At 68.0% G+C, this 16,971-nt stretch carries 13 protein-coding genes; 9 read left to right on the top strand and 4 right to left on the bottom strand.

The genetic code is table 11. The annotated features are described in order from the left end of the window. The first annotated feature begins 10 nt into the window (after positions 1-10). The gene (locus tag CXY76_RS08885) at positions 11-1,903 is read left to right on the top strand and encodes an ABC transporter ATP-binding protein (RefSeq protein WP_104163871.1); all 1,893 of its coding nucleotides are present in this window, start codon (positions 11-13) and stop codon (positions 1,901-1,903) included. A gap of 121 nt (positions 1,904-2,024) precedes the next feature. On the opposite strand, the gene CXY76_RS08880 is transcribed toward CXY76_RS08885, so the two are convergent. Continuing rightward, positions 2,025-2,678 carry a DUF305 domain-containing protein gene (locus CXY76_RS08880; protein ID WP_104163870.1) on the bottom strand — a complete coding sequence of 218 codons (654 nt, stop codon included), beginning with the start codon at positions 2,676-2,678 and terminating at the stop codon, positions 2,025-2,027. Then, the gene (locus CXY76_RS08875) at positions 2,659-3,345 is read right to left on the bottom strand and encodes a DUF3105 domain-containing protein (RefSeq protein ID WP_233199666.1); all 687 of its coding nucleotides are present in this window, start codon (positions 3,343-3,345) and stop codon (positions 2,659-2,661) included. The genes CXY76_RS08880 and CXY76_RS08875 overlap by 20 nt, the downstream gene beginning before the upstream one ends. Positions 3,346-3,619: 274 nt before the next feature. On the opposite strand from CXY76_RS08875, the gene CXY76_RS08870 reads away from it, so the two are divergent. The 3 genes from CXY76_RS08870 to CXY76_RS08860 all read left to right on the top strand — a co-directional run bounded on the left by CXY76_RS08870 (position 3,620) and on the right by CXY76_RS08860 (position 7,031). Continuing rightward, positions 3,620-4,984: a cystathionine beta-synthase gene (locus tag CXY76_RS08870; RefSeq protein ID WP_104163868.1), complete on the top strand. Its 1,365-nt coding sequence runs from the start codon at positions 3,620-3,622 to the stop codon at positions 4,982-4,984. A 65-nt stretch (positions 4,985-5,049) separates the two neighbouring features. Next, positions 5,050-6,210, top strand: coding sequence for a cystathionine gamma-synthase (locus CXY76_RS08865; protein ID WP_104163867.1), 1,161 nt, complete (start codon positions 5,050-5,052; stop codon positions 6,208-6,210). A 146-nt stretch (positions 6,211-6,356) separates the two neighbouring features. Next, the gene (locus CXY76_RS08860; RefSeq protein ID WP_104163866.1) at positions 6,357-7,031 is read left to right on the top strand and encodes a cyclase family protein; all 675 of its coding nucleotides are present in this window, start codon (positions 6,357-6,359) and stop codon (positions 7,029-7,031) included. 11 nt (positions 7,032-7,042) lie between these two features. Here the strand turns inward: CXY76_RS08860 and CXY76_RS08855 are convergent, their stop codons facing one another. After that, the gene (locus CXY76_RS08855; RefSeq protein ID WP_104163865.1) at positions 7,043-9,043 is read right to left on the bottom strand and encodes a glycosyl hydrolase 53 family protein; all 2,001 of its coding nucleotides are present in this window, start codon (positions 9,041-9,043) and stop codon (positions 7,043-7,045) included. 106 nt (positions 9,044-9,149) lie between these two features. After that, positions 9,150-11,180 (bottom strand): beta-galactosidase, encoded by a 2,031-nt coding sequence (locus CXY76_RS08850; RefSeq protein WP_104163864.1) that lies wholly within the window; start codon positions 11,178-11,180, stop codon positions 9,150-9,152. A 193-nt stretch (positions 11,181-11,373) separates the two neighbouring features. Between CXY76_RS08850 and CXY76_RS08845 the strand changes: the two genes are divergently transcribed. The 5 genes from CXY76_RS08845 (at position 11,374) to CXY76_RS08825 (ending at position 16,914) form a co-directional block, all read left to right on the top strand. Next, on the top strand, positions 11,374-12,675 hold the full coding sequence (locus CXY76_RS08845) for an ABC transporter substrate-binding protein (protein WP_104163863.1): 1,302 nt from the start codon (positions 11,374-11,376) through the stop codon (positions 12,673-12,675). Positions 12,676-12,920: 245 nt separating this feature from the next. Further along, complete coding sequence (locus CXY76_RS08840; RefSeq protein WP_104163927.1) at positions 12,921-13,790, top strand: carbohydrate ABC transporter permease; 870 nt, start codon at positions 12,921-12,923, stop codon at positions 13,788-13,790. A 3-nt stretch (positions 13,791-13,793) separates the two neighbouring features. Then, positions 13,794-14,699 (top strand): carbohydrate ABC transporter permease, encoded by a 906-nt coding sequence (locus tag CXY76_RS08835; RefSeq protein WP_104163862.1) that lies wholly within the window; start codon positions 13,794-13,796, stop codon positions 14,697-14,699. Positions 14,700-14,718: 19 nt separating this feature from the next. Next, entirely contained in the window at positions 14,719-15,735 is a 1,017-nt protein-coding gene (locus CXY76_RS08830) for a LacI family DNA-binding transcriptional regulator (protein ID WP_104163861.1), read from the top strand. A gap of 159 nt (positions 15,736-15,894) precedes the next feature. Continuing rightward, positions 15,895-16,914 carry a LacI family DNA-binding transcriptional regulator gene (locus CXY76_RS08825; protein WP_233199665.1) on the top strand — a complete coding sequence of 340 codons (1,020 nt, stop codon included), beginning with the start codon at positions 15,895-15,897 and terminating at the stop codon, positions 16,912-16,914. Positions 16,915-16,971 lie beyond the last annotated feature (57 nt).

Genomic DNA, 16,971 nt, shown 5'->3' with positions numbered 1-16,971 from the left:
GAGTGAGACCATGAGCGGATCGCACGGCGGGGGCGCACGTCCCCCTGAAGAGTTCCGGGGGCGCCGCAACCGGGTCAGCGGCGACGACCCGGCCGCCCAGAAGGCGCAGAACGCCGAAGCGCCCGAGATCCCCAACCTGCTCGGCCGCATCCGGGCCCTCTTCGCCCCGCACGTTCGCAAGCTCACGGTCACCGTCATCCTGGTGCTGATCTCCGCGGCGCTGTCGGTGCTGCCGCCGCTGCTCATCCAGCGGGCGTTCGACGAGGGCCTGTTCCCGCCCTCCGGCGGCCCCAACCTGCAGCGGCTGACCGTGCTGGTGGCGCTGATGATCGCGGCCTATCTCACCACCGCGCTGCTGGGCGTCTGGCAGACCTGGCTCACCGCCACCGTGGGCAACTCGGTGATGGGCGAGCTGCGGGTGCGGCTGTTCACCCACCTGCAGGCGATGGAGCTGAGCTTCTTCACCCGCACCAAAACCGGTGTGATCCAGTCCAGGCTGCAGAACGATGTCGGCGGGGTGGCGAGCGTGCTCACCAACACCGTCTCCAGCGTGCTCGGCAACGCCGTCACGGTGATCGCCGCGTTCGTGGCGATGCTGCTACTCAACTGGCAGCTGACGATCGTGGCCGTGATCCTGATGCCGATCCTGGTCTTCGCCCAACGCCGGGTGGGCCGGGTTCGGGCCCGCATCGCGGGTAAGACCCAGGAGTCCCTCTCCGACATGACCGCGATCACGCAGGAGACCCTGAGCGTGTCAGGCATCCTGCTGTCCAAGAGCTTCACCCGGCAGAAGGCCGAGATCGCCCGGTACTCACTTGAGAACGACAACCAGGTGCACCTGCAGGTCAGCCAACAGATGAGTGGCCAGTGGTTCTTCGCCATGGTCAGCATCTTCCTGTCCAGTATCCCGGCCATCGTCTACCTGGTCGCGGGTCTGCTGCTGGCGAACGGTGCCACCGACATCACCGCGGGCACCGTGGTGGCCTTCACCACCGTTCAGGCGCGGCTGCTCTTCCCGCTGCTGGGACTGATGCGGGTGGCCCTGGACCTGCAGACCTCCAGCGCCCTCTTCGCGCGCATCTTCCAGTACCTCGACCTCATCCCGGCCATCAGCGACGCTCCCGGTGCGCGCCCGGTGCCCGCTGTCACCGGCCGGGTGCAGTTCGACGCCGTCACCTTCGCCTATCCGGATGCCGACGCCGACGCCCGGCCGACCCTCGACGCGGTCTCGTTCACGATCGAACCCGGTGCGTTCGCCGCGTTCGTCGGGCCCAGCGGCGCGGGCAAGACCACGGTGTCGTACCTGATCCCGCGCTTCTACGAGGCGACCGGCGGCCGGGTGCTGTTCTCCGGGGTCGACGTGCGCGACCTCGAACAGGAGTCGCTGGTCTCCCACATCGGCATCGTCAGCCAGGAGACCTACCTTTTCCACGCGTCCATCGCCGAGAACCTCCGGTACGCCAAACCCGAAGCCACGGATGCCGAACTCGAGATCGCCGCGCGCGCCGCGAACATCCACAACACCATCGCCTCGTTCCCGGCCGGCTATGACACCGTGGTCGGTGAACGGGGCTACCGGCTCTCCGGCGGCGAGAAGCAGCGGGTGGCGATCGCCCGAGTGCTGCTGAAGGACCCGGAGGTGCTGATCCTCGACGAGGCCACCAGCGCGCTCGACGCCATCTCCGAGCGCGTGGTGCAGGCCGCCCTCGACACCGCGTCCCGCGGGCGCACGACCATCGCCATCGCCCACCGCTTGTCGACGATTGTGACCGCGGACGTGATCTTCGTGGTCGACCACGGTCGCCTGGTGGAAAGCGGCACCCACTCACAGTTGCTCGCCGCGGGCGGCACCTACGCCGAGCTCTACGCCGAACAGGCTCCCGCTCGCCTCCCCGACGCCTGACGAGCTCGCGAGAGCGGTCGTGTGGTTGCTTGGGGAGCGCTGAGGTCGCCACAACTCCGCTCTCGCGGGATGGGCGGCACGCGGGAGGGGCGGCTCGCGGGACGGGCTGCGAAGAAACGGGTCAGCGGGCGGCGAGCATGGATTCCATGAGGGTGATCTCGGCCTTCTGGGAGATGATCACCGAGTTCGCGAACCCGAGGACCGAGGTGTTGTTGGCACGGTCCTGCACGGACTCGGCCATCTCCACGGCGCCAAGATGGTGCGCGATCATCAGGGTGAGGAACCGGCGCTCCGCGTCGACACCGGTCGCCGCGGTGAGGTCGGCGATCTGCTCATCGGTGGCGAGCCCGGGCATCGGGTCGCCCGGGACGTGGGCGCCGTCGGTGTGCGCGTGCGACGTGTCCGACCGGCCGGGCCGGGTCATCCAGGTCATCGACGGCTCGGGGCCGGCCTGGGACAGGTCCCATTCGGTGAGCCAGCCGTAGAGCTGGCCGGCCTGCTGTGCCTGGGTCGTGGCGATGTCGTACCCGAGCAGGCGCACATCCGTGTCGCTGGTCCGGTCGCGGATGATCATGGCCAGTTCGACCCCCTGCAGGTGATGCACCTGCATGTCGCGGGCGAACCCGGCCTCGGCGCTGGTCGACGTCGGGGTGGGATTGTCGATGGTGCTCAGGCGACCGACCGAGAAGCCGACCAGGCCGATCGCGACGGCCACGATCGCGGCCGTGACGACCAGAGCGGTGCGCCGGATGGAGCTACGCCTTTCCGGGGGCATCGTAGGCACCGGTGCAGAGTGCGCCGGGTTCGGGAACGTTGTTGCTCTTCCAGTGCTCCTCGAAGAAGGCGGTGATGCGCTCGTCGTCGGCGGAGTCGACCTGGAGCTGCACGTTCCAGCCGCTCACCACGATGGGGGCGGGGAGGCCGTCGAACGGCGAGAGGATCACGTAGGTGGACGGGAGCGCCTGCTTGAGCGTGGCCAGCTCGTCATCGGAGATGGACGGGTCGTAGGTCACCCAGAGGGCACCGTGCTCGAGGGAGTGCACGGCGTTCTCGTTCGGCACGGGTTCGGTATAGACGCCGCAGTTGAGCCAGGTGGGGTTGTGGTCGCCGCCGGCGGGCGGGGTCTGCGGGTACGAGACCGGGGTCTCCACGTGCAACGACGCGTTCTCGAAGGTCTCCACGCCGTCGATGTCGGCGCCATCGCCGCCCGCAGAGTAGCTCGCGCTCTGCGGGGTGAGCACGATCGAGGTGATCAGCAGGCCGATGACCGCGACGGCCACGGTGATCCCGCTGATCAGCCCGATGCGCCGGTTGCGGGCGGTGCGCTTCTGCTCGCGGTGGTACTGCTCGAGCTTCTGGGCGCGCTGCGCAGCCCGTTGCTGCTTGACGCCGGGCTTGGGCGACGACGATCCGGATGTGCCGGTGGGCTGGGCAGGGGTCACGAGGGGCCTCTTTCGTTTTGCTGTGCACTTATTCGAACGCATGGACCGGGGCCCAGCCTTCCTCGGCCGACGATCTCACAGATGGTTCACAGGCTGGCCGGTAATCCCGGGCGGCGACTAGAGTGAAGGAGTGATCACCCTGACGTCGTGTCCCTGTTGCCGCTTTCGCTAGCCGACCCGCACACTCACACTCTCGGTTCCAGGACCGCCCACCCAGGCCAGCGGCCACGCCTGCATCGTCCCGCGACACGTCAATCGACGTAAGGATCCCACTATGAAAATCGCTGACACCATCCTCGACCTCATCGGCAACACGCCGCTGGTCAAGCTGCACAAGGTCACGGAGGGCATCTCCGCCACCGTGCTGGTCAAGCTCGAATACCTCAACCCCGGCGGGTCCGCGAAGGACCGCATCGCCATCCGCATCATCGATGCCGCCGAACGCGACGGACTCCTCAAGCCCGGCGGCACCATCGTCGAGCCGACCTCCGGCAACACCGGCGTCGGCCTGGCCCTGGTGGCCCAGCAGCGCGGTTACAAGTGCGTCTTCGTGCTGCCGGACAAGGTGGGCGAGGACAAGCGCAATGTTCTCACTGCCTACGGCGCCGAGATCGTGGTGACTCCGACCTCCGTCGCCCCCGACGACCCCGAGTCGTACTACAGCGTGTCCGACCGCCTCGCCCGGGAGATCCCCGGCGCCTTCAAGCCCAACCAGTACGCCAACCCGAACGGCCCGCTCAGCCACTACGAGTCCACCGGCCCGGAGATCTGGAGCGACACCGACGGAACGGTCACCCACTTCGTCGCCGGCGTCGGCACCGGTGGCACCATCACCGGAACCGGCCGCTACCTGCGGGAGGTGTCGAACGACGCCGTGCGCATCATCGGCGCCGACCCCGAGGGATCGGTCTACTCGGGCGGCAGCGGCCGGCCCTACCTCGTCGAGGGTGTCGGCGAGGACTTCTGGCCTGGCGCGTACGACCCGGCCGTGCCGCACGAGATCATCGCGGTCTCCGACGCGGACTCGTTCGCCATGACCCGCCGTCTCGCCCTCGAAGAGGGCATCCTGGTGGGCGGCTCGAGCGGGATGGCTGTCGTCGCGGCCCTGCAGGCCGCCAAGGACCTGCCCGCCGACGCCGTTGTGGTCGTGCTGCTGCCCGACGGTGGCCGCGGTTACCTGGGCAAGATCTTCAACGACGGCTGGATGCGGAGTTACGGCTTCTCGAATGCGCCCGCCGGCCACACCGTGGCCGACCTGCTGCACTCCAAGACCGGAACCCTCCCGGCATTCGTCTACGTGCACCCGAACGACACCGTGCGCGACGCCATCGAGACGATGACCTCGGCGAGCGTGTCACAGCTGCTGGTGCTCGCGGCCAAGCCGCCCGTCGTGATGGGCGAGGTCGTCGGCGCGCTCGATGAACGCAGCCTGATGGGCCGGGTGTTCTCCGGCGAAGCCAAGCTCACCGACAAGGTCGGCTCGATCGTGGGCGATGCCCTGCCGCTGATCGGCGTGAACGAGCCCGTCGGTTCGGCCCGCGCCGCATTCGCCGAACACGACGCGCTGCTGGTCACCGACGGCGGCAAACCGCTCGGCGTGATCACCCGGCACGACCTCCTCACCTACCTCAGCGTCTAACTCCCGCCCGCGCAGCTGCTGCGCCCGGCCCGACGCACCCCGACTCTTTCGAAAGCGACCACACCATGAGCCAGTCCGAGAACCAGAAGTTCAACACCATCGCCATCCACGCCGGTCAGGAGTTCGACCCGACCACCGGCGCCGTCATCCCGCCGATCTACCAGACCTCCACCTACGTGCAGGACGGCATCGGGGGACTGCGCGGCGGCTACGAGTACAGCCGCGGCGGCAACCCCACCCGCACGTCGCTGGAAACCATGCTCGCCGCGCTCGAGGGCGGCAGGCACGGCCTGTCGTTCGCCAGCGGCCTCGCCGCCGAGGACAGCCTGCTGCGCGCGGTCCTCGTTCCGGGTGACCACGTGGTGCTCGGCAACGACGTCTACGGCGGAACGCACCGCCTGATCAACCGGGTGCACGGCGCCTGGGGCGTGCGCAACAGCACCGTGGAGATGAGCGACCTGGCCGCCGTCGAGGCCGCCATCATCCCCGGCGAGACCAAGATCCTCTGGGTGGAGACGCCGAGCAACCCGCTGATGAAGATCAGCGACATCGCCGGCCTCGTCGAGATCGGGCACCGGCACGGCGTGCTCGTGGTCGTGGACAACACCTTCGCATCGCCCGCCCTGCAGCAGCCCCTCGCCCTCGGCGCCGACGTGGTCGTGCACTCCACCACCAAGTACCTCGGTGGTCACTCCGACGTCATCGGCGGCGGCCTGGTCATCAACGACGACGAACTCGCCGAGAAGGTGAAGTTCATCCAGTTCGCGGCCGGCCCGGTGTCCGCGCCGCTGGATGCCTGGCTCACCGTGCGCGGCATCAAGACCCTCGCGGTGCGGATGGAACGGCACAGCAGCAACGCGCTCGCCATCGCCCGGTACCTCCAGAACCACCCGGCCATCGAGAAGGTTTACTACCCGGGGTTGGAGAGCCACCCGGGCCACGAGTTGGCCGCGGCTCAGATGAGCGCGTTCGGTGGCATGCTCTCCCTGGCGTTCCGTGGCGGCGAAAGCGCGGCCCGGCGTTTCGCCGAGTCGATGCACCTGTTCCAGCTGGCCGAATCGCTCGGCGGCGTCGAATCGCTGGTGAACTACCCGTCCGAGATGACGCATGCCTCCGTGCGCGGCACCGAACTCGAGGTGGCCACCAACATCGTGCGCCTGTCGGTGGGCATCGAAGACATCGACGACCTGCTGGCCGACCTCGCACAGGCGCTGCCCAGCGCCTGACGGCACGGGGCAGGAATTCGACGAACCATGTCGGTTCTGCCATTGGTAGGGGTGCCCGAGTCGGGCAGAGTGGGTTTACGGGGGCGGTTTTCGCCTCCCACCCGGGCTTTCTTCCCGGCCTCTTCACCGAGCAGAGAGAACTCCCCATGCAGGCTCCCGCCTCCCGCTTCGTCGACCTCAGCCAGGAGATCAGCGCAGGGCTGGTGACCTACCCCGGGTTGCCGGCGCCGGTGATCACACCGCATCTGACCAGGGCGGACTCGCGCAGCCATTACTCGGAGGGCACCGAGTTCGCCATGGACACCATCACGATGATCGGTAACACCGGCACCTACCTCGACAGCCCGTTCTACAGGTATGACGGCGGGGTCGACCTGGCCGGACTGCCGCTCGAGGCCCTCGCCGACCTGCCCGCACACGTTTTCCGCAGCGAGCAGGCGTCGGGACGGGGAATCCCGGCGTCCGCCTTCGACGGCCGGGATCTGAACGGAACCGCCGTGCTGCTGCACACCGGGTGGGACCGCCGCTTTGCCACGGCGGCCTACGCGAATGGGGCGCCGTTCCTCACCGGCGACGGCGCCAGGGCGCTCGTGGCCGCAGGTGTGGCCCTGGTGGGAATCGATTCTCTCAACATCGACGACACTGAGTCCGGCGGCGAGCGGCCGGCGCACTCGCTGTTGCTGGCCGCGGGGATCCCCGTGGTGGAGCACCTCACCGGGCTCAGCGGGCTCCCCGACCGGGGAGCCCGCTTCTTCGCCGTGCCGCCGCGTGTGCGGGACTTCGGCACCTTTCCGGTTCGGGCGTTCGCGCTTCTGTCCTGAGGCCGGTCCGATCAGGCCCGCGGGTCGCGTGCCACGGTTTCCTGCCGGCGTGACCGGCGGGCCAGCACCAGGCCGCCCAGGCCGAGGAGCAGGCTGGCCAGCGCGATCGATCCGATCGGGACCGGTTCCGAACCCGTCACGGCCAGGGTGCGCGCGCCGGAGGCCGCAGCGGCAACAGGTGTCGACGATGGCGGCGTCTGAACCGCGGGAGTCGGAGCGCCGGGGATCGTGCCGACAGGATTCTGCGCCGGGGGATCGGGCACGACCGCGACCGGCGGGTCGGGAACGACGACGACCGGCGGGTCGGGAACGACGACGACCGGGGGATCGGGCACGACCACGACGGGCGGCTCCGGCACGACGACGGGCGGTGTCACGGGGGTGATCGGGTCCGCCGCGAATTCGAGCAGCGCGGGCAGCGCCCGGCCGTCGAAGTCGAAGACGGCCTGGTTCTCCCAGGCGTTGCCGGAGGCCGGGTCGGCCGGGTCCCAGCCGGCGCCGGGAACCGAGGTCCAGGCCGGCTCCCAGTACACGACGCCCAGGCCGCGGCCGCCGGGGGCCGCCGCGACGACATCCTGCACCGCCCGGAAGTTGGCGGCCTGTCCGGCGGGAGTGGCCGGATAACCGGTCACGAGTTCGGCGGGCAGGTCGATGACGTTCTCCCACGCCGGGTTCGGGTTGTCGTCGAGGGTGAACGGGTACGACGTCTCCACGACAATCACATCGCGGTCATAGCGCTCCGAGAGCACGGTCACCGCCTCCTGCATGTCGGCGAGAGTGCCGTGCCAGAAGCCGTAGTAGGACAGCCCGATGAGGTCGAAGGGCACGGATCTGGCGGTGACCTCGTCGAACCACCAGGTGAGGCCGCCGATGCCGTTGTTGATATTGGTGAGGTGCAGCATCACCTTGGTCGACGGACTGACCGCGGTGACGGCTGTGGAGCCGGCCGTGAGGAACCCGGCCAGGGTGTCCCACTGGGCCCCGGTCACGGTGTCCGTCGTGTCGACGTCCCACGTCTGGCCGAGCGGCCAGAGCATTCCCGGGTTGATTTCGTTGCCCACCTGGGCGGCATACGGGGTGACGCCCGCATCCACCAGAGCGGTCATCACCGTGGTGGTGTAGTCGGTGAGGGCCACGGTCATCTCCGCGGCACTCATTCCCACCCACGCGGCGGGAACGCCCTGGGCACCCGGATCGGTCCACCGGTCGGAGTAGTGGAAGTCCACGAGGACCTGCATGCCGGCGGCCTTCGCCCGCAGTGCCATCGCGACGACGTCGGCGGTGTCGTTGTAGCCGTCGGCCGGATCGACCCAGACTTTGAGGCGCACGAGATTGGAGCCGGCGTCGGCGAAGGCCTCCACCGGATCGACCGCTGAGCCGTCGGCCGCGAAGTAGGCCGCGCCGTGGTCTTCGTTGCGGGGCAAGCCGGAGAGGTCGGCGCCGCGGATGTCCCTGGTGACCTGGCCGGCGGCCAGCGTCACCGAGTCCAGGCTCGCCCAGGCGCCGGCGCCGCTGGTCGTGAGACCGACGGTGCACGAGTCGTCGGTCACGTAAGCGCTCACCGAGAGCTGCAGCCAGCGATCATCGGTCTCGGTGGATGGCACTGTCGTGGCGCCGTCCACGGCGCACCCCGACGTGACCAGCTGGGAGGAGCCGACCGGACCGCCGGACTTCACCGCTGCGCTGAAGGTCCACCAGCCCGGGGTCAGCCCCGAGACGCTCTGGCTGGTCGTGACCGTGCCGTCGACGTCCAGCCACTGGTTGAGCCTGTGGTCGGAGTCCTGGCCGGCCGCCGCGACGGTGGCGGAGCCGACAACTCCGGTGCTGGTCCAGCCGTCGAGGCCGGATTCGAAGCCCGCGTTGCCGACCGTCGGCGCCGGTGCGGCCACCGCTGGGGCAGCACCGAGGGGGGTCAAACCGACACCCGATCCGATCAGGACGGCCGCTGCACCTCCCACGACGGTGATGAGTCTGGAACGTCGCGAGGCGACGTTGTGCCAGTGTGCTTTCATGTGTCCTCCTTGACAGGTACAGCGGGATGCAGCGTTGTGGTGCGTGTGGTGCGTAGCAGGGCCGGGGTGCGGGCGAACCCGCACCCCGGCGAGGGTGCAGCGCGGGCTACAGGGTGCGATGCACCACCCGGGTGAGCCCGGCCGGAACCAGGACGGTGCCGTCGACCGCGTCGTTCGTGAGCAGCTCGGTTCCGGTGGCCGGCCAGGACTGGTCGGCATCCGTGTGGTTGATCAGGAACAGGAACTCGTCGGTGTCGGTGGACCGGATGATGGTCTCGACACCATCGATGCCGCGGGCCGCCTCGATGCCGGCCGTGTTGAGCACGTCGAGCAGCAGGGAGTCCAGGTCGGTGCCGGTGAGCTTGGTCGAGATGTACCAGGCGGACCCCGCACCGAAGGCGTTGCGGGTGAGGGCCGGTCCGCCGGCGGCGGGGCCGTCCACGTACCGGGCCAGCACCTCGGCGGTGGAGACCTCGATGTCGTCGGTCCAGGCGGTTCCGGTGCGGGAATCGCTGAGGGTGACGGTCTCGCTCTCGTGCAGGGGGAGGAACTCGGGGATGGTCAGGCCGAGCACCTCGCGCAGCGCGCCGGGCGCGGCTCCGGGGTAGACGGTGTCGTTTTCATCGACGATTCCAGAGAAGTAGGAGACCACCAGGTGGCCGCCGTCCCGCACGTAGCCGGTGAGGTTCGCCGACGCCGCCGGTCCGGCGAGGTAGAGGCTGGGTGCGATGACGAGGTCGTAGCCGGTGAGGTCGGCAGTGGGATGTGCGAAGTCCACCGAGACGTTGCGGTTCCAGAGTGCCGTGTAGAAGGCCTCGAGGCGTTCACGGTGGCCCAGTTCGGCACTCGGACGCCATTCGAAGTCCTGGGCCCAGAACGACTCGGTGTCCCAGAGCAGCGCCACGCGAGCCTGCACGCGGGATCCACGCACGGCCTCGAGTGACCCGAGGCTTTCGCCCAGTGCAACGACCTCGCGCCAGACCCGGGTCTCGGCTCCGGCATGCGGCAGCATCGCGGAGTGGAACTTCTCGACGCCGAACCTGGAGGCCCGGAACTGGAAGAACAGGATGCCGTCGGCGCCGCGGGCCAGGTGGGAAAGCGAATTACGGGCCATCTCGCCGGCACGCTTGGCGATGTTGCGCGGCTGCCAGTTGACGGCGCCGGTGGAGTGCTCCATCAGGATCCACGGGGCCCCGCCGGCCAGTGACCTGGAGAGGTCGGCATCCATCGCCAGCAGCACGTGGTTGTCGGCGCGTTCGGCCACCAGATAGTGGTCGTTGGCGACGATGTCCACTTCCCTGGCCCACTTCCAGTAGTCCGGGGAGAGGCAGTTGGTGGCCATGAAGTTGGTGGTCACGGGGATGTCCGGGGTGAACCGGCGGATGACGTCACGCTCGTTGATGTAGCACTCGAGCAGAGCGTCGGAGGTGAACCGGTGGAAGTCCAGGCGCTGCGCCTGGTTGGTCACCGAGGCCGACTGGCGGGGTGCGTCGATCTCGTCCCACTCGCCGTAGACCTGGCCCCAGAAGGTGGTGCCCCACTTCTCGTTGAGGGTGTCGAGGGTGCCGTAACGCTTCTGCAGCCAGATCCTGAAGGCGGCGACCGAGTAGTCGTCGTAGGAGTCGCTGATCGGCGCGCCGTACTCGTTGTGCACGTGCCAGAGCACGAGGGCCGGGTGGTTCGCGTACCGGCGGGCGAGCTGCTCGGTGATCGCGGCGGCGGCCCGGCGGTAGTCGGGGCTCGACGGGCTGACCATGCCGCGGGAACCGTTGCCCAGGGTGATGCCGTCGCGGGTGACCGGCCGGGAGTCCGGGTACTTCTTCCAGAACCAGGCCGGCGGCGCCGCGGTGGGCGTGGCCAGGTCGATGTCGATGCCGGCCTCGTGCAGCAGGCCGAAGATGTCATCGAGCTTGCTGAAGTCGTATTCGCCCTCGCGCGGCTCCAGGATGCCCCAGGCGAAGATCGCGATGCTGACCAGGTTGATACCGGCCTGTTTCATCAGCTCGATGTCTTCCAGCCAGGTCTCGCGTGGCCACTGCTCCGGGTTGTAATCGCCACCGTAGCGAAGCCCGGTCGTGCCCTTCACCCACCGGTCTGTCGTGGGCTCTCTGGCGGGGAATGGGGTGTGGATCGACATTGGTCTAGGGCTCCTTCAACTGTGTGCGCTCCCAGTTCTAGCACAGCCAATCGCCAGAGTCCATGTCAATTCCGCATGTTGACAACGCTGTAAATCTATGGATTACTAGTACCGCTCCCAGTCAGCACCGAGTTTTCTCGATACGGCAGCGGGGCGCCACCACACAGCACCCAGCTTTCATCAAGGAGGACGAATGCGCACGTCAATTCGGGTAGGGGCAGTGGCCATGGCCACGGCCGCCACACTGCTCATGTCAGGTTGTTCAGCAAACACGGGCGGAGGTAGTGACGGCCCGGTCGAACTGAACTACTGGGCCTGGGCCCCGAACCTCGAAGAGGTCGTCGACATCTGGAACGCGGAGAACCCCGACATCCAGGTCACCGTGCAGAAGCAGGACGGCGGCGACCCCGCGATCACCAAGCTGCTCACGGCCATCAAGGCCGGCAGCGGTGCGCCCGACCTGATCCAGGCCGAGTACCAGAAGATCCCCACCCTGGTCTCGTCCGACGCGTTGGCCGACCTGACCGAATACGGCGCCGGCGACATCGAAGATTCCTTCGCCGACGGCGTCTGGGACTCCGTCACCCTCGGCTCCGACGCAATCTACGCGGTCCCTCAGGACAGCGGACCCATGATGTTCTTCTACCGGGCCGACATCCTCGAGCAGCTCGGCCTGGCCGTGCCCACCACCTGGGACGAATACGCCGAGGTCGCCCGCGCCGTGCACGCCTCCGACCCGGCCAAGTACCTGGGCACCTTCTCGTCCAACGACGCCGGCTGGTTCACCGGCATGGCTCAGCAGGCCGGTGCCTCCTGGTGGGGCATCGACGGTGACGCCTGGAGCGTCGACATCGCCGAAACCCCCACCGAGACCGTTGCCGGCTACTGGGGCGGCCTCGTCGAAGAGGGCGTCATCGACAACAAGCCCATGTACACGCCCGAGTGGAACGCCGGCCTGAACAACGGCGAACAGGTGGGCTGGCTGAGCGCCGTCTGGGCTCCCGGTGTGCTCGGCGGCAACGCCGCAGACACCGCCGGCCTCTGGAAGGCCGCTCCCATGCCGCAGTGGGATGTCGACGCACCCGCGACCGGCAACTGGGGCGGATCGTCCACGGCCGTGACCACGCAGTCTGAGCACCCGGAGGCGGCCACCAAGTTCGCCACCTGGCTGAACACCGACGCCGAAGCCGTCCAGGCCCTGGTCACCACGGCCGGGATCTACCCCGCCGACGCCGCCCAGGCCAAGGCCGCGCTGACCGCGCCGCCGGAGTTCTTCAGCAACCAGCCGGACTTCTACGACGTCGCCGCCGAGGTGGCCGACACCGTGAGCCCGTTCACCTACGGCCCGAACGTGAACGTGGCATACAGCGCCTACAACGACGAGTTCGCGAAGGCGGCCGACGCCAAGACCCAGAGCGCCTTCCTCGATGCCGTCGCTGCAATGCAGAAGATCACCACCGCCGACATGAAGAAGAGCGGCTTCACGGTCGAATAGGCACGGCCGAATAGACACGGCCGAATAGACACGGTCGGGTAACCGGCGCGTCGTCTGCGCCACCCTGGGGAGTCCGCCGGCCGACCGGCCGGCGGCCTCCCCGCACCATCCATCACCACCCAGATCGCGTCGATTGAGGACAACTCGTGACAGTGACAGAGGCCCCCGTGGCCACCCGGAGCAGCACCCCATCGGTACGCCGGGGACGCGGCACCTTCCGTTCGAGGGTGCTCGTGCCCTACGCCATGCTGGCACCCGGCATCATCCTGTTCGTGGCCTTCATGGCCGCGCCCATCTTCTACACGCTCTTCCTGAGCTTCCAGAAGACCAAGGTCTCCGGCCTCGGCCTCGGGTCCGGTGCCCGCAGCACGGTCTTCGCCGGCATCGACAATTACGTCACGACCCTCACGAACACGGAGTTCGGCGCCAGTGTGGGACGAGTGCTGGTCTACGGCTTCATCCTGATTCCGCTGATGCTGGGCCTCGCGTTGCTCTTCGCCCTGCTGCTGGACTCCCGCCGCACCCGCGCCGCAGGCTTCTCCCGCACGGCCATCTTCTTGCCGTACGCCGTGCCCGCCGTGATCAGCTCGCTGCTCTGGGGTTTCCTGTACCTCCCCGCCGTGAGCCCGTTCTACTTCGTCTTCGACAAGCTCGGATGGGACGTGCCGTCGCTGCTCTCCTCCGGCGGAGTCACCTTCGCGATCGCCAACATCGCCCTCTGGGGTGGCGTGGGCTTCAACATGATCGTGATGTACACCTCCCTCAAGTCGGTGCCCTCCGACATCTATGAGGCCGCCAAGCTGGACGGCGCCAGCGAGATCCAGATCGCGCTGCGCATCAAGATCCCCATCATCGCCCCGGCGATCGTGATGACCGCGCTGTTCTCGATGGTCGCCACCCTGCAGGTGTTCGCCGAGCCCACCACGCTCCGCCCGCTCACCAACTCGCTGTCCACCAGCTGGTCGCCGCTGATGCTGGTCTACCGGGATGCCTTCACCCGCGACGACATCTACTCCGCTGCCGCCACCTCGATCGTCATCGCCCTGGTGACCTTCGCCTTCTCATTCCTGTTCCTGCGCGTTGTGCAGAAACGCGCCTTCGGCCAGGAGGACTGACCCATGACCACCACACTCACCCGCACCCGGCCCGACCGCGACCTGCGCAAGACCGAGCGAGCCTCGGCCCGCGCGTTCCGGCAGAAGGCCAGCCCGGTGTCCACCGGCATCCTCATCATCGGTGCGATCTACTGCCTGTTCCCGGTCTTCTGGGTCCTGATGGCGTCGAGCAAGGACAGCTCAGAGCTGTTCTCCACCTTCACGCTGATGCCCAGCACCCACCTGTGGGACAACATCGTCCAGCTCAGCCAGTACCGCGACGGCCTGTTCTGGCGCTGGGTGCTCAACACCGCGATCTACGCGGGCGTCGGCGCCCTGGCCTCCACCTGGATCTCAGCGATCTCGGGTTACGTCCTGGCCAAGTTCGAGTTCCCCGGCAAGAAGGTCGTCTTCTCGATCCTGCTGATGGGCGTGCTGGTACCCGGCGTCATCCTCGCCATCCCGCAGTACTTCCTGCTGGCCGAGGTGGGCCTGACCAACACCATGTGGTCGGTGCTGCTGCCCCAGATCATCAGCCCGTACGGCATCTACCTGGCCCGCATCTACGCCGCGGCCTCCGTGCCCACCGAGGTCATCGAAGCCTCCCGCACCGAGGGCGCCGGCGAGCTGTACATCTTCAACCGCATCGCCCTGCCGATGATGGGCCCTGGACTGGTGACGATCTTCCTGTTCCAGTTCGTCGCGGTCTGGAACAACTTCATGCTGCCGTACATCATGCTCGGCGACGACCAGCTCTTCCCGGTCACCGTCGGCCTGAGCGGTCTGCTCAACCAGGGTGCATCCGCACCGTCGATGTACACCCTCGTGATCACCGGCGCGCTGCTGTCGATCATCCCGCTGATCATCCTGTTCCTCGTTCTACAGCGCTACTGGAAGGTCGACCTCGCCGCTGGTGCGGTCAAGGCCTGACGGTCGCTAGGCTTCACTCGTGACCCCGCCCCCCGCGAAGCGCCGGCCGACCATCGATGATGTGGCCGCTGCTGCCGGCGTGTCCAGGGGCACGGTGTCCCGAGTGCTCAACGGCGGCCACTGGGTGAGCCCGGATTCCCTGGCGCTGGTCAACGGCGCAATCAAGAAGACCGGCTACAGGGTCAACCCGCACGCTCGGAGCCTCGCCACGAGCCGGGCGAACTCGGTGGCGTTCCTGCTCACCGAATCACACGACCGCCTCTTCGAGGACCCGAACTTCGCCGTTCTGATGCGCGGGGCGTCGAAGGCGCTCTCCGAGCACGACATCTCCCTGGTGCTGATCATGGCGGGCAACGAGGACGAACAGCGCCGGGCGACCGAGTTCATCACCGCCGGTCACGTCGACGGCGTGCTGCTCGTCTCCTCGCACAGCGGCCGGCGCGGCCTGATCTCCGAGATCATCGCCGCGAACGTGCCGGCCATCGCCTGTGGCGTGCCGCTGGGCTTTGAAAAGAAGATGGGCTACGTCGCCGCGGACGACTACGAGGGGGCCAGGGAGATGGTCCGGTACCTGCGCGGACTCGGTCGCTCCCGCATCGCGACCATCGCCGGACCGGAAGATACCTCTGGAGGCATGCGTCGGTTCGAGGCATATGCCGACGAGCTCGGCACGGACTTCGACACGAGCTACGTGGCCCGCGGCGACTACAGCAGGATCAGCGGGTCGCAGGCGATGACGGCGCTCCTGGAACGCCAGCCCGACCTCGACGCCGTGTTCGCGGCGAACGACATGATGGCCGCGGGCGCCGTCGACGTGTTGCTGGCCTCCGGTCGCCGGGTGCCTGAAGACGTCGCCGTCGGCGGGTTCGACGATGCCCCGGTGGCGACACTGACCACACCGGGTCTGACCACGATGCACCAGCCGTTCGAGAGGATCAGCGAGGAAATGGTGCGCCTGCTGCTGCGCGTCATCGACGGTGAACGGCCCGCCGCCATTGTGCTGCCCACCGATCTGGTGGTGCGCCACAGCGCCTGAGCCCGGGCTCTCCCGCGTCGGCCGGCCGTTGTGACTGTCACATACGCCCGAATCGGGGCATGTGACGGTCACATCGTGCATTCCCTCGGGGTGCGTCGCATGCATAATTGGGATGCGTCCACAATTGTGACCGTGCACATTCGAACGAGGCCTCCTCCCGTGCCAGCTGATCTGCCCAAGAGTCGCGCACCCAGCATCCGGGATGTCGCGCGCCTTGCCGGGGTATCGCACCAGACGGTCTCCCGGGTGCTCAACAACCATCCGAGCATCCGCGATTCGACCAAGGCCCGCGTGCAGCAGGTCATGGACGACCTGCAGTACCGCCCCAACCGGGCCGCCCGCGCGCTGTCCCGCGGCACCTCCCGCACCATCGGGGTGCTTTCGGCGTCTAGCTCCCAGTACGGTCCGGCCAGCAGCATCGCCGCCATCCAGGATGCCGCCCGCGAAGCCGGCTACTACGTCAACACCGCCAATCTCACCTCCGTCGACCCCGAAACCATTGAGGCGGCTCTCGACCACCTGATGCTGCAGTCCGTGGAGGGCATCGTCGTGATCGCCCCGCAGATGCGGGTCTTCGACGTTCTCGAACAGCTCTCCATCGCCGTGCCCTATGTGACCCTGCAGTCCACCGGGAGCCTGAACGAACACGGCCTGTCCTTCGACCAGATCTCCGGCGCCCGGGCGGCGACGCGGCACCTCATCGACCTGGGTCATCGCAACATCTACCATCTGGCCGGCCCGCAGGACTGGATCGAGGCCGAGGCGCGCATGCGCGGCTTCCTCGACGAGATGGGGGCGATGGATGTGCCGACAACCGCGCCCATCCTGGGCGACTGGACCGCCGACTTCGGCTACCACGCCGGCCGCGAGCTGTTACGGGTGCGTGACTTCACCGCCATCTTCTCGTCGAACGACCAGATGGCGCTGGGCCTGATGCACGCCATCAGGGACGCCGGACTGAGCATCCCCGGCGACGTCAGTGTGGTCGGCTTCGATGATATTCCGGAAGCGGCACATTTCTGGCCACCACTCACGACGGTGCGGCAGGACTTCCCCGAACTCGGCCGCCGCTGCATGGCGCTGCTGCTCGATGACATCAGCCCCGGACCCGGAGAGCACCGCGAAGCCATCATTCCCGAGCTCGTCGTGCGCGCATCCACGGGCCCGCCCGCGTTCTGACCTGCGTCCGTCGGGAGTCCGGTCGGGCCCCGATCACTGCTGTTACCCAATAGTGAC

It is taken from the genome of Cryobacterium sp. N22 (assembly GCF_002929555.1).
Classification (GTDB): domain Bacteria; phylum Actinomycetota; class Actinomycetes; order Actinomycetales; family Microbacteriaceae; genus Cryobacterium.
Note: the sequence above shows the minus strand (reverse complement) of the source record. Positions and strands in the feature narration are given on the sequence as shown.